Source organism: Actinocorallia sp. B10E7 (genome assembly GCF_039871655.1).
Taxonomy (GTDB): Bacteria; Actinomycetota; Actinomycetes; order Streptosporangiales; family Streptosporangiaceae; genus Actinocorallia.
In genome coordinates, this window is record NZ_JBDPLZ010000011.1 from 38,025 (window position 1) to 59,494 (window position 21,470).

At 70.5% G+C, this 21,470-nt stretch carries 20 protein-coding genes; 16 read left to right on the plus strand and 4 right to left on the minus strand.

The window, feature by feature from the left end:
• Positions 1 to 2: 2 nt before the first annotated feature.
• Genes ABGB12_RS29180 through ABGB12_RS29205 form a run of 6 tightly spaced genes read left to right on the plus strand, consistent with a single transcriptional unit; the run spans position 3 to position 5,122 of the window.
• On the plus strand, positions 3 to 1,271 hold the full coding sequence (locus ABGB12_RS29180; protein ID WP_347682696.1) for an aromatic ring-hydroxylating dioxygenase subunit alpha: 1,269 nt from the start codon (positions 3 to 5) through the stop codon (positions 1,269 to 1,271).
• A complete protein-coding gene (locus ABGB12_RS29185) occupies positions 1,255 to 1,578 on the plus strand; it encodes a hypothetical protein (RefSeq protein ID WP_347682697.1) in 324 nt (107 codons plus the stop codon). Before ABGB12_RS29180 ends, ABGB12_RS29185 begins: the two co-directional genes overlap by 17 nt.
• A 2-nt stretch (positions 1,579 to 1,580) precedes the next feature.
• Complete coding sequence (locus ABGB12_RS29190) at positions 1,581 to 2,798, plus strand: amidohydrolase family protein (RefSeq protein ID WP_347682698.1); 1,218 nt, start codon at positions 1,581 to 1,583, stop codon at positions 2,796 to 2,798.
• Entirely contained in the window at positions 2,788 to 3,207 is a 420-nt protein-coding gene (locus tag ABGB12_RS29195) for a nuclear transport factor 2 family protein (RefSeq protein ID WP_347682699.1), read from the plus strand. The genes ABGB12_RS29190 and ABGB12_RS29195 overlap by 11 nt, the downstream gene beginning before the upstream one ends.
• Positions 3,208 to 3,213: 6 nt before the next feature.
• Positions 3,214 to 4,305 carry an acyl-CoA dehydrogenase family protein gene (locus ABGB12_RS29200; RefSeq protein ID WP_347682700.1) on the plus strand — a complete coding sequence of 364 codons (1,092 nt, stop codon included), beginning with the start codon at positions 3,214 to 3,216 and terminating at the stop codon, positions 4,303 to 4,305.
• Between the two features lie 4 nt (positions 4,306 to 4,309).
• Positions 4,310 to 5,122, plus strand: a complete 813-nt coding sequence (locus ABGB12_RS29205; protein ID WP_347682701.1) for an acyl-CoA dehydrogenase family protein — start codon at positions 4,310 to 4,312, stop codon at positions 5,120 to 5,122.
• Between the two features lie 75 nt (positions 5,123 to 5,197).
• On the opposite strand, the gene ABGB12_RS29210 is transcribed toward ABGB12_RS29205, so the two are convergent.
• The 3 genes from ABGB12_RS29210 to ABGB12_RS29220 are packed head-to-tail and all read right to left on the minus strand — an operon-like array spanning position 5,198 to position 8,149.
• A complete protein-coding gene (locus tag ABGB12_RS29210; protein WP_347682702.1) occupies positions 5,198 to 5,980 on the minus strand; it encodes an enoyl-CoA hydratase in 783 nt (260 codons plus the stop codon).
• Positions 5,981 to 5,990: 10 nt separating this feature from the next.
• Positions 5,991 to 7,166 (minus strand): acyl-CoA dehydrogenase family protein, encoded by a 1,176-nt coding sequence (locus tag ABGB12_RS29215; RefSeq protein ID WP_347682703.1) that lies wholly within the window; start codon positions 7,164 to 7,166, stop codon positions 5,991 to 5,993.
• Entirely contained in the window at positions 7,157 to 8,149 is a 993-nt protein-coding gene (locus ABGB12_RS29220; protein WP_347682704.1) for an acyl-CoA dehydrogenase family protein, read from the minus strand. Before ABGB12_RS29220 ends, ABGB12_RS29215 begins: the two co-directional genes overlap by 10 nt.
• 232 nt (positions 8,150 to 8,381) lie before the next feature.
• Between ABGB12_RS29220 and ABGB12_RS29225 the strand changes: the two genes are divergently transcribed.
• Positions 8,382 to 9,026 (plus strand): TetR/AcrR family transcriptional regulator, encoded by a 645-nt coding sequence (locus ABGB12_RS29225; protein ID WP_347682705.1) that lies wholly within the window; start codon positions 8,382 to 8,384, stop codon positions 9,024 to 9,026.
• Between the two features lie 32 nt (positions 9,027 to 9,058).
• Here ABGB12_RS29225 and ABGB12_RS29230 read toward each other — a convergent pair whose 3' ends face one another.
• Positions 9,059 to 9,958: a LysR family transcriptional regulator gene (locus ABGB12_RS29230; RefSeq protein ID WP_347682706.1), complete on the minus strand. Its 900-nt coding sequence runs from the start codon at positions 9,956 to 9,958 to the stop codon at positions 9,059 to 9,061.
• 78 nt (positions 9,959 to 10,036) lie between these two features.
• Between ABGB12_RS29230 and ABGB12_RS29235 the strand changes: the two genes are divergently transcribed.
• The 9 genes from ABGB12_RS29235 to ABGB12_RS29275 all read left to right on the plus strand — a co-directional run bounded on the left by ABGB12_RS29235 (position 10,037) and on the right by ABGB12_RS29275 (position 21,437).
• Positions 10,037 to 11,314 carry an MFS transporter gene (locus ABGB12_RS29235; RefSeq protein WP_347682707.1) on the plus strand — a complete coding sequence of 426 codons (1,278 nt, stop codon included), beginning with the start codon at positions 10,037 to 10,039 and terminating at the stop codon, positions 11,312 to 11,314.
• Between the two features lie 19 nt (positions 11,315 to 11,333).
• Positions 11,334 to 12,233 carry an SDR family oxidoreductase gene (locus tag ABGB12_RS29240; protein ID WP_347682708.1) on the plus strand — a complete coding sequence of 300 codons (900 nt, stop codon included), beginning with the start codon at positions 11,334 to 11,336 and terminating at the stop codon, positions 12,231 to 12,233.
• Between the two features lie 19 nt (positions 12,234 to 12,252).
• Complete coding sequence (locus tag ABGB12_RS29245; RefSeq protein ID WP_347682709.1) at positions 12,253 to 13,092, plus strand: acyl-CoA thioesterase domain-containing protein; 840 nt, start codon at positions 12,253 to 12,255, stop codon at positions 13,090 to 13,092.
• Positions 13,093 to 13,200: 108 nt separating this feature from the next.
• Entirely contained in the window at positions 13,201 to 14,811 is a 1,611-nt protein-coding gene (locus ABGB12_RS29250) for a DUF885 domain-containing protein (RefSeq protein WP_347682710.1), read from the plus strand.
• 238 nt (positions 14,812 to 15,049) lie between these two features.
• Complete coding sequence (gene asnB, locus ABGB12_RS29255) at positions 15,050 to 16,852, plus strand: asparagine synthase (glutamine-hydrolyzing) (RefSeq protein WP_347682711.1); 1,803 nt, start codon at positions 15,050 to 15,052, stop codon at positions 16,850 to 16,852.
• A gap of 29 nt (positions 16,853 to 16,881) precedes the next feature.
• Positions 16,882 to 17,736: a TauD/TfdA family dioxygenase gene (locus ABGB12_RS29260; RefSeq protein WP_347682712.1), complete on the plus strand. Its 855-nt coding sequence runs from the start codon at positions 16,882 to 16,884 to the stop codon at positions 17,734 to 17,736.
• 8 nt (positions 17,737 to 17,744) lie between these two features.
• A complete protein-coding gene (locus ABGB12_RS29265) occupies positions 17,745 to 19,343 on the plus strand; it encodes a GMC family oxidoreductase N-terminal domain-containing protein (protein WP_347682713.1) in 1,599 nt (532 codons plus the stop codon).
• 13 nt (positions 19,344 to 19,356) lie between these two features.
• Positions 19,357 to 20,745 carry a hypothetical protein gene (locus tag ABGB12_RS29270; protein WP_347682714.1) on the plus strand — a complete coding sequence of 463 codons (1,389 nt, stop codon included), beginning with the start codon at positions 19,357 to 19,359 and terminating at the stop codon, positions 20,743 to 20,745.
• The gene (locus ABGB12_RS29275) at positions 20,742 to 21,437 is read left to right on the plus strand and encodes a methyltransferase domain-containing protein (protein WP_347682715.1); all 696 of its coding nucleotides are present in this window, start codon (positions 20,742 to 20,744) and stop codon (positions 21,435 to 21,437) included. The genes ABGB12_RS29270 and ABGB12_RS29275 overlap by 4 nt, the downstream gene beginning before the upstream one ends.
• Positions 21,438 to 21,470: the final 33 nt, after the last annotated feature.

A 21,470-nucleotide genomic window follows, 5' to 3' on the forward strand; every position in this document is an offset into this window, starting at 1 on the left:
CCGTGCCCCATTTCGCCAAGCCGCCGGCGGGCAGCTGGACCGAGCAGTACCCCGAACTCGGCACCGGACCCGTCGACTACACCGACTCCATCGACCCCTCCTACTACGAGGCCGAGCGGGAGGCCGTCTTCAAGAAGACCTGGCTGAACGTGGGCCGGGTGGAGCTGCTGCCCAAGACCGGCAGCTACTTCACCAAGGAGCTGCCCGTCGCGAACACCTCGCTGATCCTGGTGCGCGGCAAGGACAAGGTCATCCGCGCCTTCCACAACGTGTGCCGGCACCGCGGCAACAAGCTGGTGTGGAACGACTACCCCCAGGAAGAGGTCAAGGGCACCTGCCGCCAGTTCACCTGCAAGTACCACGCCTGGCGTTACGACCTCGAAGGCCAGTTGACGTTCGTCCAGCAGGAAGAGGAGTTCTTCGACCTGGACAAGAACGAATACGGCCTCGTCGGGGTCCGCTGCGAGGTGTGGGAGGGGTTCATCTTCGTCAACCTCGACCCCGACGCCGAGCCGTTGACGGAGTACCTGGGCGAGATGGCCAAGGGCCTGGAGGGCTACCCCTTCCATGAGATGACCGAGGTCTACACCTACAAGGCCGAGATCGGCAGCAACTGGAAGCTGTTCATCGACGCCTTCGCCGAGTTCTACCACGCCCCCGTCCTGCACCAGAAGCAGGCGGTGAAGGAGGAAGCCGACAAGCTCATGGGCTACGGCTTCGAGGCCCTGCACTACCAGCTGTTCAGCCCCCACTCCATGATCTCCTCCTGGGGCGGCATGGCGCCGCCGAAGGACCCGAGCATGGTCAAGCCGATCGAGCGGGTGCTGCGCAGCGGCCTGTTCGGCCCCTGGGACCGGCCCGACATCGAGGGCCTGGACACCCTGCCGCCCGGGATCAACCCCGCCCGCCACAAGTCGTGGGGCACCGACTCGTTCGAGTTCTTCCCGAACTTCACCCTGTTGTTCTGGGCGCCGGGCTGGTACCTGACCTACCACTACTGGCCGACCGCGGTGGACAAGCACATCTTCGAGGCGAACCTCTACTTCGTGCCGCCGAAGAACGCCCGCGAACGCCTGGCCCAGGAACTCGCCGCGGTCACCTTCAAGGAGTACGCGCTCCAGGACGCCAACACCCTGGAAGCCACCCAGACCATGATCGCCGCCAAGGCGGTCACCGAGTTCCCCCTGTGCGACCAGGAGCTCCTCCTGCGTCACCTGCACAAGGTCGTCGGCGACTACGTCAAGGAGAACGCCAATGCCGCTGCCCGCTGAATTCGCCGCCCTCGAGCCCCACCTCGGCTGGGACCTGGCCACCGAGCCGGAGCGTTACGCCAAGCGCCTCGCCTCCTCCATGCAGGAGCTGCAGGACTTCTACGAAGTCGCCTTCCCCCTTCTGGAAGACGCCATCGCCTACTGCGACAAGTTCCCCATCGACGAACTGCCCGAGGACGCCAGGACCCTGATGCACCTCATGCAGTCACTGGTCACGGTCTCCTTCCCCGTCGAGGTCTGGAAGCAGGCCCGCGTCCCCGACAGCGGTGCCGCCATGGTCCACCTCCTCGTGGAACCCGTGGTCTGAGAATGCTGACGCTCAAGGCGGCCGGACTGCTCGACCTCGACACGGGGGACGTCGTCCGGCCGGGCATCCTGCGCATCGAGGGCGACCGGATCGTCGGGGTCGGCGGCACACCGGAGGCATCCGAAGGTGAGGTCGTCGACCTCGGCGAGCTGATCCTGCTGCCGGGGCTGATGGACATGGAGGTCAACCTGCTGATGGGCGGGCGCGGCGAGACCGCCGCGTTCTCGCCCGTCCAGGACGACCCGGCGCTGCGCATGCTGCGTGCGGTGGGCAACGCCCGCCGCACGCTGCGGGCCGGGTTCACGACCGTCCGCAACCTGGGGCTGTTCGTGAAGACCGGCGGCTACCTGCTGGACGTCGCCCTCGCCAAGGCGATCGACGCCGGCTGGATCGACGGCCCCCGCGTCATCCCGGCCGGGCACGCCATCACCCCGACGGGCGGGCACCTCGACCCGACGATGTTCGCGGCGTTCGCGCCGGGCGTGCTCCCCCTGACGCTGGAGGAGGGCATCGCCAACGGAGTCGACGAGGTCCGCAAGTCCGTCCGGTACCAGATCAAGCACGGCGCGCAGCTGATCAAGGTGTGCTGCTCGGGCGGGGTCATGTCGCACACCGGCCTGCCCGGCGCGCAGCACTACTCCGACGACGAACTGCGCGCGATCGTCGACGAGGCGCACCGGCGCGGCCTGAAGGTCGCGGCGCACACCCACGGCGCCGACGCGGTGAAGGCGGCCGTCGAGGCGGGCATCGACTGCATCGAGCACGGCTTCCTCATCGACGACGAGACCATCGAGCTGATGCTCGAGCGCGGGACCTGGCTGGTGCCGACCACCTTCCTGGCCGACGGCATGGACGTCTCCAAGGCCGCGCCCGAACTTCAGGCCAAGGCCGCCGAGATGTTCCCGCGCGCCCGCGAGTCGGTGCGCAAGGCCATCGAGGCCGGGGTGAAGATCGCGGTCGGCACCGACGCCCCGGCCATCCCGCACGGCAGGAACGCCAACGAGCTCGTCGCCCTGGTCGAACGCGGGATGAGCCCGCTGGAGGTGCTGCGCGCGGCGACCGTCAGGGCCGCCGAGCTGATCAGCGTCACCGACCGGGGCCGGCTCGCCGAGGGGCTGCTCGCCGACGTCATCGGCGTCCCCGGCGACCCCCTGGAGGACATCACCGTCACGCAGAACGTGCGGTTCGTCATGAAAGGCGGAAAGATCTTTGCGAACTGACGACCTCATCGAGATCGAGCAGCTGCTCGCCAAGTACGCGGTGACCATCACCAAGGGCGACATCGACGGGCTGGTCTCGGTCTTCACCCCGGACGGCACCTACAGCGCCTTCGGCGACACCTACCCCCTGGACGAGTTCCCCGAGCTGGTCGAGGCCGCCCCCAAGGGGCTGTTCATGACCGGTACCCCGCTCGTGGAGTTCGCCGAGGACGGCGAGAGCGCGACCGGCACCCAGCCGCTGTGCTTCGTGGACCAGACCAACCACCACATGCGCATCGGCTACTACAGCGACACCTATGTGCGCGCCGACGGCGGCTGGCGGCTGCGCACGAGGTCCATGACGTTCCTGCGCCGCAGCGGGACCCACGACTCGGGGATCCCGCACGCCCACAAGCGTTCGGACGCCTGAACCCCCATGGACGTCACGGAATTCCGGGCCGGTCTTCGGGCCTGGCTCTCGGAGAACGACCTGTCCCCCGGGCCCGACCACTCGCTGGACGGGCAGGTCGCCCAACTGGCGCGGGTGCGGCGCGCCCTCCACGACGCGGGCTGGATGCGCTACGGCTGGCCCGCCGAGGTGGGCGGGCTCGGGGGGCCGGCCGTGCTGCGGGCGGTGCTCGGCGAGGAGGTCGCCACCCGCGGCCTCGCCGAACCGGGGATCTACTCGATGGTCGAGGTCCTGACCCCGACGATGATCTCCTACGCCCGCCCGGAACTGGCCGCCGAGATGGTCCCGCTGCTGCTCAGCGGGCGCGAGCAGTGGTGCCAGGGCTTCTCCGAGCCCGGCTCCGGCAGCGACCTGGCGTCCCTGGCCACCAGGGCCGTCCAGCGCGAGGACGGTTCCTGGACGGTCAGCGGCCAGAAGGTCTGGACGAGCCTCGCCCAGTACTCGGCCCGCTGCGTCCTGCTCACCCGCACCGCGCCCGGCCACGACGGGATCACCGCGTTCTTCGTCGACATGGACACCCCCGGCATCACCGTCAGGCCGTTGCGCACCATGCACGGCGTCGACGAGTTCGCCGAGGTGTTCTTCGACGACGTGGTGGTGCCCGCCGACCGGATGCTCGGCGGCCCCGGCGACGGCTGGCGGCTGGCGATGGACCTGCTCCCGCACGAACGCTCCACCTGTTTCTGGCACCGCATCGCCTACCTGTTCGCGCGCTTGGACCAGCTCGTCGACGAGACGGAGATCCCCGACGACGCCGCCCTCGGCTCGGCCTACCTGGCCCTGCACACCGCCCGCTGCCGCTCCCACGGGACCCAGAGGCGGCTGGCCGAAGGCGCCCGGCTGGGCCCGGAGACCTCGATCGACAAGGTGCTGCTGGCCACCGCCGAGCAGCGGCTGTTCGACACCGTCCGGGACCTGCTGCCGGGGACGCTGGAGCTCACCGACTCGCCGTGGCGCCCGGAATACCTGTACTCGCGGGCGGCGACCATCTACGGCGGCACGGCCGAGATCCAGCGCAACATCATCGCCCGCCGCCTGCTCGACCTCGGAAGGGAGTGACGGCGTGACCGACCTGACCATGGACGCCGACGAGCGGGCGCTGCTCGCCGAGGCGCTGCGCGGGACCATGGCGGCCACCGCGCCCGGGCGGGACCTCGATGAGGCCCTGGCCGGGCTGGGCTGGCCCGATCTGCTCGCCGAGATACCGCAGGTCGCCGTCCCGCTGGTCTTCCGGCTGCTCGGAGAGACCGGCGCCCACGCCCCGGTGCTCAACGACGTGCTGCTGGACGCCGCGGAGCTGCCCCTCGGCGGGACCCTCCCGCTCCCCTACGCGGGCGGGTCCTGGATCGTGTGGGAGCGCGACGCCCTCGGAGACGGCACCGCGCTGGACGGCGACCTGCCGCTGCGGCCCGTCACCGCCGGGGATGCTCCCTGCGTGGCCGCGCTGGCGGCGGGACGGCGGGCGCTCGGCTGGTGGCTGCTCGGCACCGGGCGGGCCATGCTCGCCCTGGCCCGCTCGCACGCCCTGGACCGCGCCCAGTTCGGCAGGCCCATCGCCTCCTTCCAGGCGGTCCGGCACCGACTCGCCGAGACCCTCGTCGCCCTCGAAGGCGCGGAGGCGACACTGCTGGCGGCCGAGGACGAACTGGGCTCGCTGCTGGCCAAGGCCGCGGCGGGGCAGGCCGCGCTGACCGCGGCGAAGCACTGCCAGCAGGTCCTGGGCGGCATCGGCTTCACCGCCGAGCACGACCTCCACCGCCACGTCCGCCGGGCCCTCGTCCTGGACGGGCTGCTCGGCAGCGCCCGCGAGCTGACCCGCGAGGCCGGGGCCCTCCTGCGCGAGCGGGGCTCCGCCCCCCGGCTCGTCCATCTCTGATCCATCCGCTCCGCGGGCCGCCGTGAACATGCGAAGGCCGGGCTGGTCTCAGCCCGGCCTTCGCATGTCGTACGCCTACTTGAGTTTGGCCTTCATCTCGTCGAGTTTGACCAGGATCGGGTAGCCGCCGACGCTCAGGGCGTTGCCGTGACCGGTCTGGTGGATGTCGAACACCGACTGGATCGCGGCGTAGAAACCCTGCACGTCCTGGGTCTGGTTCACCGCCCGCTTGGCCTGACGGAGACCGAACGCCGGCATCTCGGCGATCTGCGCCGCCAGCTCACGCGTCGCGGCGTCCAGCTCCTCCCGCGCCACCACCCGGTTGACCATGCCGACCTTCTCGGCCTCCTCCGCCGTCAGAGGACGACCGGTGAACAGGATCTCCTTGGCCTTGCGAGGACCCAGCTCCCAGGTGTGGCCGTGGTACTCCACCCCGCCGATGCCCATCGTGACCACCGGGTCGGAGAACAGGGCGTCCTCGGAGGCCACGATCAGGTCGCACGGCCAGCACAGCAGCAGGCCGCCCGCGATGCAGCGGCCCTGGACGGCGGCGATGGACGGCTTGGGGACGTTGCGCCAGCGCAGGGAGTAGTCCAGGTAGCGGCGGGTCTCCGCGTTGTAGATCCACTCCAGGGTGATCTCGTCGGGGGACGGCCAGCGGTCGTTCAGGTCGTGGCCGGCGGAGAAGTGCCTGCCTTCGGCGCGCAGCACGATCACGGCGGCGTCCTCGTCCTGCGCCGCCCTCGTCCACGCGGCGTCGAGCTCGTCGAGGAGCTGCATGTTCTGGGCGTTGGCCGCTTCGGGGCGGTTGAGGGTGATGGTCGCGATCCTGTCGGCGACCTCGTAGTCGATGTACAAGTCCGGCTCCTCAGCTTCGGGGCAGGCCGAGCACCCGCTCGGCGATGATGGTGCGCTGGATCTCGGAGGTGCCGCCGGCGATGGTGCCGGAGAAGCTCCGCGCGTAGCGTTCGAACCAGCCGGCGTAGAAGTCCGTCAGGGTCATGGGGTTGAACGGCGCCGTCCTCGCGGGGTGGGCGAGCGCGTCGGGACCGGCGGCTTCCAGCGCCGCCTCCGTGGCGCTCTGCACCGCTTCGGAGCCGAACAGCTTGAGCACGGACAGCGCGGCGACGTCCTGCTCGCCGCGGGCCGCGCGGGCCAGGGCCGCCGAGCCCATGAGGCGCAGGGCCTGGAGGTCCATGACGAGGGTGGCGTACCGGTCGCGGTCCAGCGCCCCGGCCGGGCGGAAGTCCTGGGTGAGGTCCTCCAGCCGCTCGGCGAAGCTCAGCCACAGCAGAGTGCGCTCGTGGCCGAGGGAGCCGTTGGCGACCGTCCAGCCCTGGTTCAGCCCTCCGACGAGGTTCTCGGCGGGCACCTTGACGTCCTCGAAGAAGACCTCGTTGAAGTCCAGGTCGTCGGGGCCGATGAGCGAGCCGAACGGGCGGCGGGTCACGCCCGGCGTGTCCGTAGGGATGATCAACGTGCTGATGCCCTTGTGCTTGGGCGCGTCGGGGTCGGTGCGCACGAAGGCGAGGATGAAGTCGGCGTCGTGCGCGCCCGACGTCCACACCTTCTGCCCGTTCACCGTGAAGTTGCCGCCCTCCAGCACCGCGCGGGTGCGCAGCGAGGCCAGGTCCGAGCCCGCTCCCGGCTCGCTCATGCCCAGCGCGGCCGTCTTCTCCGCACGCAGGACCGGGACCGCCCAGCGGTGCTTCTGCTCCTCGGTCCCGAACGACAACAACGAGGCCGCGATGATGCCCAGGCCTTGGGGGTTGAAGCTGTGATAGATCCGCCGCCGCGCCAATTCCTCCAGATGCACGTACTGCTGCAGGAGACTCGCGTTACGCCCGCCGAACTCCGGCGGATTGCCCGGCAGCAGCCATCCCTCGTCGAACAGCAGCCGCTGCCAGCGGCGCGCCCACTCGGGGATGTGGGCGGTGGAGCGCGGCCGCTCGGAGGACTCCGTCTCCTTGGGCAGGTGCTCGTCGAGGAACGCCGCGAACTCGGCGCGGAAGGACTCGACCTCGGCGTCGAAGGTCAACTGCACAGGTACTCCTCTGCGATCAGCGCCCGGTGCTCGGCGGCGCCGCCGAGCAGCAGCTCACCGGCCTTGGCGCGCTTGAGCGCGAACTGAAGGTCGTTCTCCCACGTGTAGCCCATGCCTCCGAACAGTTGGAGACCGCTCTGGAACACCAGGGACTGGCACTCCCCCGCCGACGCTTTGGCCATCGAGGCCGCCAGGGCACGGCGAGGGTCGTCGGCGGCGATCGTCAACGCCGCGTAGTAGGCCAGGACGCGGGCGCGTTCGATCGCCACGTGCATGTCGGCGGCCTTGTGCTTGACGGCCTGGAACGAGCCGATCGGCGCCCCGAACTGGTGGCGGGTGCGCACGTGTTCCAGGGTCAGGTCGAGGATCCGCTGGCAGGCTCCGACCGTCGTCAGGGCCAGACCGGTGAGAGCGAGGTGGCGGGCCCGCTCCACGTCGGCGTCGCTCCGGTCGTGTTCGGCGACCCAGACCTCCCGGAACGAGACCTCGGCGACGTGCAGGACGGGATCGAAGACGGAGGTGCGCGTGATGTCGGCCTCTTCGGCGGGAACGGTGAAGACGCCTTCGTCGGTGACGACGGCCAGCCAGTCCGCGCGGTCGCCGTCCAGGATGTGGCGGGCGGTGCCGTCCAGCAGCCAGCCTCCGTCGTGGCGGCGCGCGGTCACCCCTTCCAGGACCGCGGCTCCGGTCTGTCCCTGCTGGGCGGCTCCCGGCGCGAGGGGCGCGAACTGGGTCATCGTCGCCAGGTAGGGGGTGGGGTCGACGGCCCGGCCCAGCTCCTCCAGGAGGATCGCCAGCTCCACGGTCTCGGAGGGTTCGGTCAGCTCGGTCCAGCCGAGGTTGTCGTAGGTCCGCCAGAGGGGGGCCGGATCGGCTCCGCCGTCGGCGACCCCGCGGACCAGCGCGGGCGGGCACTCCTTGGCGAGGACCTCACGGACGGTGTCCTGCCACAGCCGTTGGTCGGCGTCGAATTCAAAGAGCATCCCGGTCTCCTGGATGCGGCAGCCCGCGCGGGGTGCTCTGGAAGTCCCAAGCCACGAAAAGTCTCCTCAGCCCAGGTTTAGGTGCACAGTGGTGCGAGAATAGCATTCTCGTGAATTGAAAGTAAGGGTCTCAATCTTGTGAGGCGACACACGACCAAGGCACAGGCGGCCTATCGGTACTGTGCAGTAAGGTTTACCTATGGCGCAGAAGACGGATCCGCCCGCTAACAAGATGAGCGAAGAGCCGGCCTGGAAGCAGCGCGCGATCGAGCGCTCCACCAAGGCCGCCAAACTCCGCGCCGAGCAGAGAGTGGAGCGGTTCCTCGACGCGGCCCAGGCCATCATCACGGAGAAGGGCACCACCGACTTCACCGTGCAGGAGGTGGTGGACCGCTCCCGCCAGTCCCTTCGCAGCTTCTACCAGCACTTCGACGGCAAGCACGAGCTCCTGCTCGCCCTGTTCGAGGACGCCCTGCGCCGGTCGGCCGACCAGATCCACGCCGCCGCGGCGGGCCAGTCCGAGCCGATGGAACGGCTCAGGGTCGCCGCCCAGCTGCTGTTCGAGCTCTGCCGCCCCGACCCCGCGGCCCAGCGCCCGCTGTTCACCGACTTCGCCCCGCAGCTGCTGCTCTCCCACCCCGCCGAGGTGAAGGTCGCGCACTCCCCGCTCCTGACGCTCTTCACCGAGCTGATGACGCAGGCCGAGGCCGCGGGCGAGCTGCACCCCGGCGCCAAGCCCCGCCGCCTGGCCGCCCTGACGATGCAGACGGTCATGTTCAACGCCCAGGCCGGCGGCGGCGCCGACGGCGACGAGGCCCACACCCTCACCGCCGAAGAGGTCTGGGACTTCTGCTCCCGGGGCTTCGCCCGCCGCTGACAGAGAACCCCGTTCTCAAACAGGCCGCGCCGTCACCCATGTGGTGGTTCAGGGGGTTCCGTTGTCGGGACGCCCAGGATGGACAGGAAGGCCGCGGCGGCGGGTGAGGGCTGGAAGCGGCTCCAGATGAGGTGCTCCGCGCGGGCCGGGGCGTCGCGGACGCGGATGACGGACAGGTCGGGAAGCTCGGGCGCGAAGGTGGCGGGCATCATCCCGATTCCCAGGTTCTGGCGGATCAGCCGGGCCATGAAGTCCGCGGTGGTCACTTCGAAGGCCACCTCGCGCCGGACTCCGGCCGCCGCGAACGCCTCGTCCGACTGGGCTCGGCCGGCGGTGCCCGGGGGGAAGTCGACGAACGGCTCCTCCGACAGGCGGTGCAGGTCCGTGTGCTCCTCGCCCGCCAGCGGGTGGTCGGGCGCGACCATGGCGACCAGGTCGCCGCGCGCGAGTTCTCGGCCGCGGACGCCTTTGGGGCGTGCGCCCACCGGTATCCCCAGGAAGGCGACGTCCAGGTCTCCCTGCCGCACCCGTTCGGCCAACGCGTCGCTGCCGTCCGAGCGGAGGCTGATCCGCACCTGCCGGTGACGCAGGTGGAAACGTTTCAGGACGGTCGGCAGGTCGACCGCGGTGACGGTGGGGATGGCGCCGACGGCGAGGCGGCCGCGGATCTCACCGCCGGCGGCCGCCACCTCGGCGCGGGCCCGTTCGGCGGCGTCGAGGGCCTGTCGGGCCGCGGGGAGGAACGCCTCGCCTGCGGGGGTCAGCCGGACACTGCGGCTGGTGCGGTCGAACAGCCTGGCGCCCAGTTCGCGTTCCAGCCGGGCGATCTGGTGGCTCAGCGCGGACTGGACGACCAGGCACCGCTCGGCGGCGCGGGTGAAGTTCCCCGCCTCCGCGACGGCGACGACGTAACGCATCTGCTGGAGCTCCATGGATCAATCGTGATCCACGATCGCTGTGATGACAAGCATGTGTTGGACTCATTGATCGTTCTCGTCGACGCTGGGGGCATGACGACGAAGCCCTCTACGAACGGCCTGTCGCGCGGGCTGCTCCTGCTCATGTCGACGGCGACCGGACTCGCGGTCTCAGGCAACTACTTCGCGCAGCCGCTGCTCGACCTGATCGGCCGGGAGTTCGGCACCGGCCCCTCCTCGACGGCACTGGTGGTGACGGCCGCGCAGTGCGGGTACGCGCTGGGCCTGATCCTGCTGGTGCCGCTCGGCGACCTGGTGGACCGGCGGAGGCTGGCGGTGTCCCTCTACGCGGCGACCGCGGTGTTCCTACTGGTATCGGCCCTCGCCTCCGATGGCACGGTGCTCCTGGCGGGCACGGCCCTGACCGCGCTGACCTCGGTGGGAGCCCAGGTCGTGGTGCCGTTCGCCGCGACGCTGGCGGCGCCGGAGGAGCGCGGCCGCGTGGTCGGCACGGTGATGACCGGGCTGATGTTCGGCCTCCTGCTGGCGCGGACCGCGTCCGGAGCGTTGTCGGAGCTGGCCGGCTGGCGGACGGTCTACTGGGCGGGCGCGGCGCTGATGGCGCTGATGGCCGTGCTGCTGCGCGTCTTCCTGCCCCGGATCGACGGCGACGACGGTGGCGGCGGTGGCGACGACGGGCGGCGCATGTCCTACCCCGGGCTGCTGCGCTCGACGGTGGCGATGTTCCGGTACGAGCCGCTGCTGCGGTGGCGGGCGGTCATCGCCGCCCTGAGCCTGGCCTCGTTCAGCGTGCTGTGGACGGCGCTGACCCTCCTGCTGGTGCGGCCGCCGTACGGCTGGTCGGAATCGGCCATCGGCCTCGTCGGCCTGGTCGGCCTCGTGGGCGCGTTGACCGCCACGGTGGCGGGGCGGCTGGCCGACCGCGGATACGTGCAGGCCGTGAGCGGCGCCGGAACGATCCTGCTGGTGGCCTCCTGGGCGGCCCTCGCCGCCGGAGCGCACTCGCTGGTCTGGCTGCTCGTCGGCGTGATCGCGCTGGACCTGGCACATCAGGCGGTGCTCAACAGCAGCCAGAACGTCGTCTACGCGCTCCGGCCCGAGGCACGCAACCGGATCAACTCCGCCTTCATGACCACTTTCTTCGTCGGCGGCGCGGTGGGCTCCGCGCTGACCTCGGTGGTCTGGGCGCACGGCGGCTGGACCGGCGTGTGCGTCCTGGGCGCCGTCTTCGCGGCCGGAACCGCCATGCTCTGGGCCCTGGAACGCGTCACCGCCGGCCGGACGACAGTGAAGCCCCCGGCGGCCCCGATCCAGAGCCATGACGCCGAGCCGGCCATTTCAGCCAACTGACCAGAAAGAGAGAACGACCATGTCTCGCACCGTGCTGATCACCGGAGCCACCGGAACCGTCTCCACCGCGTTGACGCACGTGCTGAAAGGAGCCGGCGCGGACCTCCGCGCTCTCGTCCGCGACGCGTCCAAAGCGGACGGTCTACGCGAGCAAGGCGTGGAGGTCTTCGTCGGGGACCTCGATGACGCCCGGTCGCTGCCGCCGACCTTCGAGGGCGTGCAGGACCTGTGGCTGCTCACTCCGAACGGCCCGCGCGCTCCGGAGAACAACATGAACGCCGTGTGGGCCGCACGCCAGGCCGACGTGGAGCGCGTCGTGCGGCTGTCCGTCGTCGGCGCGGCGCACGACGCGCCGAACCGCAGCGGCAGACTGCACGCGCTGTCCGACCGGGAGACCGAACGGTGCGGCATGCGCTGGACGATCCTGCGTCCGCACTGGTTCATGCAGAACCTGCTGAACGAGGCGGACGACATCTCCGCCACCGGGACGTTCTCGCTGAACACGGCCTCGGCGCGGATCGGCATGATCGACGTACGCGACATCGCCGAGTGCGCCGCCCGCGTGCTCCTCGACCACCCGGACCGCCACCACGGCGAGACGTACGTCCTCACCGGCCCGCGTTCGCTGACGTTCGACGAGGTCGCCGACCGGTTGGGTCTCGTTCTCGGCAGATCCATCACGTACCTGCCGGTCGGCGACGACGCTAAACGCAGGACACTGCTCGGCTACGGCGTTCCCGAATGGATCGTCGACATGCTCGAGGAGTACGCGCAGGCGTATGCCTCCGGCTGGGGTGACTTCACCACCGATACCGTCGCCGACCTTCTCGGCCGTCCCCCGCGTGACATCGCCGACTTCGTCCGCGACCACGCCGCGGCGTTCACCCCAGCCGAGAACCCAATTCTCAAATTTCGGTAGCCATGCTTACAATCGGGGCATGTCTGCTGCCAGCGTGCCCGAATCCCCCCCGTCCGAGCTCTGGAGCGATCTCCTCTCCTGCCTGGAACTGCGCGCCCCGGACGGGGAGGCCACGCCCCCGGCCTTCGAAGGACGCAACCAGCGGTTGAAGTACCACCGGTTGTTCGGCGGCCAACTCCTGGCCCAGTTCACCCGGGCCGCCTCCCTCACCTGCCCGGACAAGGCCGTCAAGTCCCTGCACGTCCTCTTCCCCCGGGCAGGAGGCTCCGAGGAGCCCGTCCGCTACGAAGTGGAGCGCCACCACGAGGGCCGCGCCTTCACCACGCTGACGATCATCGCCCGCCAGTCCCGTGGCATCGTGGCCACCGCCTCGGTCTCCCTGCACGCCGCCGAGGATGGGCCCGACCACCAGACGACCGGGCCCGTCCCCTCCGTCCCCGGGGCGGAGCACCGGACGGACCTCGAGCTCATCCCCTGGGAGACCCGGACGACCACCGACCTGGACTCCCCCGAGCCGGGGGCACCCGAACTCGAACTGTGGATGCGCACCCCGGAGGTCGACGCGGCCCTGGCTCCCGCCCTCACCGCCTACGCCACCGACCTGACCCTCATCGGCACCGCTCTGCGCCCCGTCGAAGGCGTCAGCCAACGAGACTCGGGCACGGCGTTCGCCTCCGCCGTCACCTCCCACACCCTCTGGTTCCACCGCCCCTTCCGCACCGACGGCTGGCTCCTCCTCCGTCAGCACAGCCCGATCCTGGCCCACGGCCGCTGCTTCGGCCGCGGCGACGTCCTCACCACCGACGGCGCCCTCGTCGCCTCCTACGCCCAGGAAGCCCTGCTGCGTTTTCAGGGCTGAGGCCCGGGAGACGGGGTCTCGCCCGGCTTCGACTTCGCCGACTTCACAACCGGGTGAGCCGTTCCCGATGAGCGAGGCCGCGGGGCGATGAACTGTAGATTCTGGAGAATGAGCGAGATCTCGGAGATTTCGGATGAGTACGTGGCGGAACTGGCGCGGGTCGACCCGTCGCTGGCGGCGTTGTGCGGGATCTCCGGAGAAGACGAGGCGCTCACCGACTACGGGCCGGAGGGGTACGCGGCTCGGGCGGATCTGACACGGCGGACGTTCGCCCGGCTGGCGGGCGCGGTGGCGCGGGACGACGCGGACCGGCGGAGCGCGGCCGTGTTGCGGGAGAAGCTGGAGACGTTCGCGCTGCTGGACGAGGCGGACGTTCACGTGCTGGACTTCTCGAACGTCGACGGGCCGTTTCAGCGGTTGCGCCAGTCCGTTGAGGTGCTCGACGAAGGGGGCGCCGAGAGCGGGGAGGCGCTGAGGGCGCGGATCGAGGCGTTCTCCGGGGCGCTCGCGAGGCTGCGGACCTCTCTGGAACGGGGGCGGCAGCGAGGGAGGGTCGCCGAACGGCGGATGATCCTGGCGACCGCCGCCCAGACGGGGCCGACGGCCGCCTATTTCCGCGAGCTCGCGGGAAGGGCCGGGCTGGAGCGTGGGGCGCGTGCGGCGGCCGCGGCCTGTCGGGAGTTCGGGACCTACCTGACCGAGGAGCTCGCGCCGTACGCGCCCGAGCGGGACGGGGTGGGGCGCGAACGGTACATGCTGGGCGTCCGGAACTTCCTGGGCACCGAACTCGACCTGGCGGAGACGTACACCTGGGGATGGGAGGAGCTGGCGGCCCTGCAGCGGGATCTCGCGCGCACGGCCGAGCAGATCCTCCCAGGGGCGTCGTTGCCGGAGGTGCGGGCGGAACTGGACGCCCGTCACCGGATGCCGTCGGGAGAGCCGTTCCGCGCCTGGATCCAGGAGCTCGCCGACCGGGCGATCTCCGACCTGGACGGTGTGCACTTCGACATCCCCGGGCCGCTGCGGCGGATCGAGTGCCGGACCCCGCCGACCGGCGACGCCATCTACTACCTGGCGCCCTCGGAGGACCTGAGCCGCCCCGGCCGCGTCTGGTACGCGACCCAGGGCGAGGAGACACCGACCTGGACCGTTCCGGCGATCATGTTCCACGAGGGGGTGCCAGGCCACCACCTCCAGCTCGGCGCGACCGTGCTGGAGCCGTCACTGCACCGGTTCCAGCGGGTCGGCAGCGAGCTGCACCCCGGCTGGGGCGAGGGCTGGGGCCTGTACGCCGAGCGGCTCATGGACGAGCTGGGCCGCTACCCGGATCCCGCGCACCGGTTCGGGATGCTCGACGGGGGGCGTCTGCTCCGCACGATCCGCGTCATCCTCGACATCGGCCTGCACCTCGGCCTGCGGATCCCGGCGGACTCGGCGTTCCATCCCGGCGAGCGCTGGACCCGCGACCTGGCGGTCGCGTTCCTGCGCGAGCACAGCCCCGACCACGACGACGTGGTGGCCTGGGAGGTCGACCGCTACCTGGGCCTGCCCGCCCAGGCGATCTCCTACCGGCTGGGAGAGCGGGTCTGGCTGGCCGGCCGCGAGGCCGCCCGCACCCGCCACGGCGCCGGCTTCGACCTGAAGGGCTTCCACACCGCCGCGCTGCGCCTGGGCCCCATGGGCCTCGGCCTCCTCACCCGGGAACTGGCGTCCCTCTGACTCGGCTCGGGGTATTTCCGAGAGAGTACGCATGCGACTCACTCCATACGGTGGAGCATGCCCGCCGGGAAAGGGGTCGCGATCTCTCATTTCCGTTGTGTTTCCGATCCATCACCCGGGAGACGGACTTTTAACAACGGAAGAGATTGACGGCCTTCGCAGATCATGTGACTGTTGCCCTGCAGGTCGGAAAGCCGCTTCCGCGCGGCATTCGAATGGGCGGAGGCATAAAAGGAATATGGGTGGGCTCGTTGGCTGGGTCGATTTCTCCGCCGATCTCGAGGAACGGCGGGAAATCCTTGACCGGATGACCGGGACCATGCGCGACCGGGGCCCCGACTCCGGCGGAACGTGGATTTCCCGCAGTGCCGGGCTGGGCCGCCGTGCTCTCTTCACCGGAAAGGCGCGCGGCTCCGGAGCCCCCGCCCGGGTGAAGACCTCCGCCGGAGAGGTCGTGGCGGTCCTCACGGGCGAACTCCACGAGCCTTCTGAGCCGGGAGCCGGGGATCCTGCCGAGGCCCTCATCCACGCCTACCTGCGCTGGGGTCCCGCCTTCGTCGAGCGGATGAGCGGCGCGTTCGGCTTCGCCCTCTGGGACGGCCGGGAGCGCAGGCTGGTCCTCGGCCGCGACCGGATGGGGGTGAAGCCCCTCTACTACCACGCCTACCGGGACGGGATCCTGTTCGCCTCGGAGCCCAAGGGCATCATGGCCCACCCCCGCTTCAAGGCCAGGCTCGACCTGTCCAAGCTGCCGATCGTCCTGCAGCCGCGGCTCGCGCTGCCGGGCGAGACCCCCCTGGCCGGCCTGCACGAGGTACCGCCCGCGCACCTCCTCGTCTTCACCGAGGAGGGGCTCACCGCCCGCCGGTACTGGCGGCTGACGAGCGCCCCCCACGAGGACTCCTTCGACAAGACCGCCCGGCGCGTGCGGGAACTGCTCGAGGACGCCGTCGCACGGCAGGTCACGGCCGACGCGCCGATGGGTGCGATGCTCTCCGGCGGCGTGGACTCCACTTCGGTGGCCGCGCTGTCGGCGCGGCTCCTGGCCCCCGACGCGAAGCTCCGCACGTTCTGCCTCAGGTTCGCCGGCGACACCGAGCACTTCACGGCCTCGGAACTGCGCCCCGACATCGACGCGCCGTTCGCCGAGGCGGCCGCCGCCGAACTGGGCACCGACCACACCACGCTGACCGCGTCCGTGGCGGACCTCCTGGCGACGGTGCCCGCCACGCGGACCGCCCGCGACCTGCCCGGATGGGGCCAGTTCGACGCCTCGATGCGCCTGCTGTTCCAGCACATGAGCGCCACCTGCCGGGTGGTGATGACGGGCGAGGCCGCCGACGAGGTGTTCGGCGGCTACCCGTACTTCTTCCGCCGGGACGTCCTGGACAAGGACGGCTTCCCCTGGATGTTCGGCGGCCCGAAGCTCGTCGACCACCTGGCGCCCGATCTGGCCGCCGAGCTCGATCCCGCCGCCGACGAGCGCGCCCGCTACGAGACGCTGCTGGCGCGGGTGCCGCGGCTGCCCGGCGAGGACCCGGCCGAGGCCCGGATCCGGGAGCTGTTCTTCTTCGGGCTGTCCGGCCCGCTCTCGGTGATCCTCGACCGCAAGGAGCGCATGAGCGCCTCCCTCGGCCTGGACGTGCGCGTGCCGTTCTGCGACCACCGGCTCGTGGAGTACGTGTGGAACGTCCCATGGTCGATGAAATCGGCCGGGGGCGTGAAGGGCCTGCTCAAGGCGGCGATGGCCGACGTGCTGCCGGCGGCGGTGGCCAACCGCCGGAAGAGCGCCTACCCGCACGTCCAGAACCCCGACTACGACCGGACGCTGCTCGCCGAGGCGTCCTGGATCGTCAACGACCCCGGCTCCCCGCTGAGGCACCTGTTCGACACCGCCCGGATGAACGATCTGATCCAGCGGATCACCGCCGGACGGATGAACGACGAACTGCCCGGCGGATCGAATCCGGCGGCGTTGCTGATCCAGCTCGTGGAAATGCGTCACTGGGTCGAGGACTATCAGGTCGAGATCCCCGCCTGAAAAAAATCTCGGCAGGAATGGAAAAGCGCATGCTAGAACTGCGTCCGATCACTGAGGGAATCGGCACCGAGGTACTCGGTATCGACGTCACCGAGAAAATCTCGAACACAGATTTCGACCGTATCTACGAGGCGTGGATCGATACGACGATCCTTCTCATCAGGGGCCAGGACATGACCCCGGACCAGCACGTGGACTTCACCCGCCGTTTCGGCGAGGTCTTCTCCTACACCCGTTCGAAGTTCAACGAGCAGGAGCGCCCCGAGATCCTCGTGCTGTCCAACATCACCAAGAACGGCAAGCCGATCGGCTCCCCCTACAGCGGCCGGGTGTGGCACAGCGACGGCGCGTACCTGGAGAACCCCCCGGCGGGTTCGATGCTGTACGCCCGAGAGGTGCCGCCGGTCGGCGGCGACACCTGGTTCGGCAACATGTTCGGCGCCTACGAGGCGCTTCCAGAGGAGCTCAAGGCGCGGATCGAGGACCTGAAGGTCGTCATCAGCCGGGTCCGCTCCCGCCCCTACAACTACCCCGACCGCCCCGCGCCCACGGAGCAGGAGCGTGCCGAGTGGGTCGACGTCTCCCATCCGATGGTCCGGGTCCACGAGGTCAGCGGACGCAAGGCCCTCAACGTCGGCGGGAACGTTCCCTGGCGGATCGAGGGCATGTCCGAGGACGAGAGCGCCCCGCTCATCACCTTCCTCCAGGAGGTCGCGGTGCTTCCGCGCTTCACCTACCGCCACCGGTGGCAGGTGGGCGACATCATCCTGTGGGACAACCGCAGCGCCATGCACCGCGCCACCCCCTACGACGAGACCGGCACCCGGCGCCTGATGCACCGCACGACCATCACCGGCGCGCGTTCCGTGCGTCCGGCCGCGTAGGAGCAGCCGTGCGCGACCCCCATTACGTCATCGTCGGTTCCGGCGCCGCGGGCGGCGTCCTGGCCGCCCGGCTCAGCGAGGACCCCGGCGTCCGGGTGCTCCTGCTGGAGGCGGGCGAGGAGCGCCGCAGCCCGCTGCTGTCCATTCCGGCGGCCGAGACCCTCCTCATGAACAACCCGAAGTACGACTGGTGCTTCACCACCGAGGCGGACCCCACCATCGCGGACCGCTCCGTCTCGATCCCGCGCGGCCGCCTCCTCGGCGGCTCCAACGGCATGAACGGCATGATCTTCGTCCGGGGCCAGCGGGAGGACTACGACGACTGGGAGGCCCAGGGCAATCCCGGCTGGTCCTGGGAGGGCGTCCTGCCCTCTTTCCGCCGTCTGGAGCGCGCGGTCGGCATCACCGGCGAGACCCGGGGCACCGACGGCCTGATCCACGTCGGTCTCCCCCGGGAGCGCGACGTCCTGTGCGACACGTTCCTCGAAGCGGCGGTCAAGTCCGGCTATCCGGAGAACCCCGATTACAACTCGGGCGACCAGGAAGGCTTCGGCTACTACCAGGTCAACCACGACAGGGGACGCCGTTCCGCCGTCGGCTCCTACCTGAAGCTCGCCCGGAGCCGCCCGAACTTCGCCGTCCTGACCGGAGCCCTCGCCACACGCCTCGTCTTCGACGGCAAGCGCTGCACCGGCGTCGTCTTCCGCCACAAGGGGCAGGAGCGGATCGCCCGCTGCCGGCGCGAGGTCATCGTCAGCGCGGGCGCCGTGCAGTCACCGCAGCTGCTGGAACTGTCGGGCGTCGGCTCGGCCGACGTCCTGCGCGCCGCCGGGGTCCCCGTCGTCCACCACCTGCCCGGGGTCGGGGAGAACTACCGCGACCACTTCGCCTCCCGGCTGCGCTGGCGGGTCACCCGGCCCATCACCTTCAACGAGCGGTCGCGCGGCATGCGCCTCGCCCGCGAGATCGCGGTGTACCTGCGCGGCCGGCGCGGCCTGCTCAGCCTGCCGATCGCGCTCGGACACGGCTTCGTCCGCTCCACCGGCGCCGAGCCCAGGCCCGACGTGCAGTTCCACTTCGCCCCGGCCAGCTACGGGGCGGGCGCCACCCGCCGGCTCGACACCGAGCCCGGCATGACCCTCGGCGTCTACCCGCTGCGCCCGCTGTCCGCCGGGTCGATCCACATCCGGGAAGCCGATCCGACGGCTCCGCCCGCGATCCGCCCCCGCTACCTCGAGCACGAGGAGGACGCGCGGCGGCTGGTCGCCGGGATGCGCCTGGCCCGCGCCATCGTCGAGAACCCCGTGTTCGACGCGCTCCGGGCGCACGAGCTGGTCCCCGGCCCGGACGTGCGCACCGACGACGAGTTCCTGGACTACGCCAAGAGGAACGGCGACACCTCCTACCACCCGGTCGGCACCTGCCGGATGGGCGCGGACCCGATGGCGGTCGTCGACCACCGCCTGCGGGTCCACGGGCTGGCGGGCCTGCGGGTCGTCGACGCCTCGGTCATGCCGTCGATGGTCTCGGGCAACACCAACGCCGCGGCCATGATGATCGGCGAGAAGGGCGCGGCCATCGTTCTCGAGGACCAGCGGAATGACTAGAGAGGAAAGGTCCGTGGCCGACGCGCTCGCCGCCGACAGATTCGATCACGCCTCCAACCTGTCCAGGACGGGCACCTACCGGGAATACCGCAGCGCCTTCTGGCCGCCGTCCGCCGGGTACGAGCTCTCCTGCCTCGACCTCGGCCCGGCCGGCCCCGGCCTCGGCGGGGAGTTCCTCGCCGGGCTCGCCGCGCTGAAGTCGGCGATCGAGGCCGAGTGGCAGCGGGTCAAGGAGATCGGCGTGCCCGCGCGCCGCCGGTTCAACGACCCGGCCCCCGTCGCCAAGGCCCTGCGGGAGATCGGCGGAAGGCTGCCGGGCGAGCAGGACCGGCGTGCGGCGGCACTGCGCGCCGACGCCGTCGAAGGCGGCTACTCCGACGAGATCCTCGCCGAGCTCGCCGGGCTCAAGGAGGAGTACACCCTCGTCGCAGGCCAGGTCTCCACCTGGTACGGCAAGGAGGTCAAGGGCCTGCCGACGGCGTTCGCCTGCCGGCGCGACGGCGTCCGCCAGGCGTTCGTCGACGCGGCGTCGGGCATGCGGGAGGAGACCGGGGACTACCTGCGCTCCCTCCACCCCGACCTGAAGCTGGGCGACGTGCCGGCCTTCGGCGCGGCCGAGCTGTTCTTCATGGCGGGAGAGGGAAACCTCCACCCCAAGCACATCGCCTACTTCCTGCCCGAGGACGAGGGCGTCAAGTACTCGCCCTTCAAGAAGACCTACTACTTCGCCAACACCCACGAGGCGCTGCTCCGAAGCGCCTCGGCCCCGCTGTCGGAGGAGTTCCTCCGGGTGGGCGACGGCTTCGACCCGGCGGCGGAGCGGTTCGCGGCCGTGCCGGTCCTCGGGGTCCTCGGCCACGAGTTCGGGCACTTCGTACACCGGCCGTCGACCGACTTCAAGGAGCTGAACGCGGCGGACCGCTGGGTGTCCGTCACGCTCCAGGAGGTCGCCGCCGACGTGTTCGGCACGCTCATCCTGGCGGAGGTGTGGGCGGAGCGGTTCGGCTTCACCGCCGCCGACGTCATCTCCTACTACCTCGCCGAATGCCTCCGGTACACCTCACGGGGCCTCGGCCACTTCCCCGACAGCGACGGCATGTACCTGCAGCTGTCCTACTTCCGGCAGTTCAGCGCGCTCGCCTTCGAGAACGGCGGGAGCGGACCCGTGCTCACCGGAGATCCGGAGGTCGTGCTGGCCGGGCTCCGCTCGCTCGCCAGGGTCCTGGCGGACGCCCTGCTCGCGGGCGGTTCCGACCAGGCCCGCAAGCTCTACCGGGCCTTCGGCCCCGCGACGCCGGCGCCGCTCGCGTCGCTCGTCGAGGAGCTGCGCCGCAGACCGCTCAAGTCCGTCGAGTACACGCAGGAACACCTCTACTCGAGAGCCGACCAAGGACAGGGATGATTCAGACGAAGCAGGATCTGGACCAGGTTCGCGACTACTACACGGAGCTTCGCCAGGTCGGACAGGCCGAGGAGAGCATCTACGCCATCTGGGAGCGCGGAGGCGCGTTCCAGGACTCCATCACGCCTTCCACCTACGTCCCGGAGTACCGCTCGCACATAGTGCTCAAGCTGCTCTCGCTCACCCAGAGCGGGGCGCAGATCTTCTCCCTGGGCTGCGGCAACGGTTTCGTCGAGGGCGACCTCGCCCGGCTGGACCGGAGGGTCCGCGCGATCGACGTGAACGACGAGGCCGTCGCGCTCACCTGCGACAAGGGCGTCGAGGCGTTCACCGCGGACTACTTCGCGATGCTCCCCTACGACCTCGGCACACCCGACGTCGTCTACGCCGACGGTTTCCTCGGCCACCTCTTCGACCCCGAGGAGGGCACCGGCCCCGCGCTGGCCAAGCTCAAGACCTTCGACCTCAAATCCGGCAGCCACCTGGTCTTCTCCAACGACGCCCCACGGGATCCGGCGCTGCCGTTCACGCCGCACGACCGGCTCAAGGACTTCTGGTTCATCTCCAAGGAGCACCTCAGCGAGCGTCTGGCCGAGCACGGGTTCGAGCCGGTGGAAACGTACTACTTCCCCTACCTGCGGCCGATCAGCGGCCTGCGCAACCGGACGATCTGCATCGCGCGGGTGCCATGACGACCCGAGTGGACCGTGACACGGCGCGAGAAC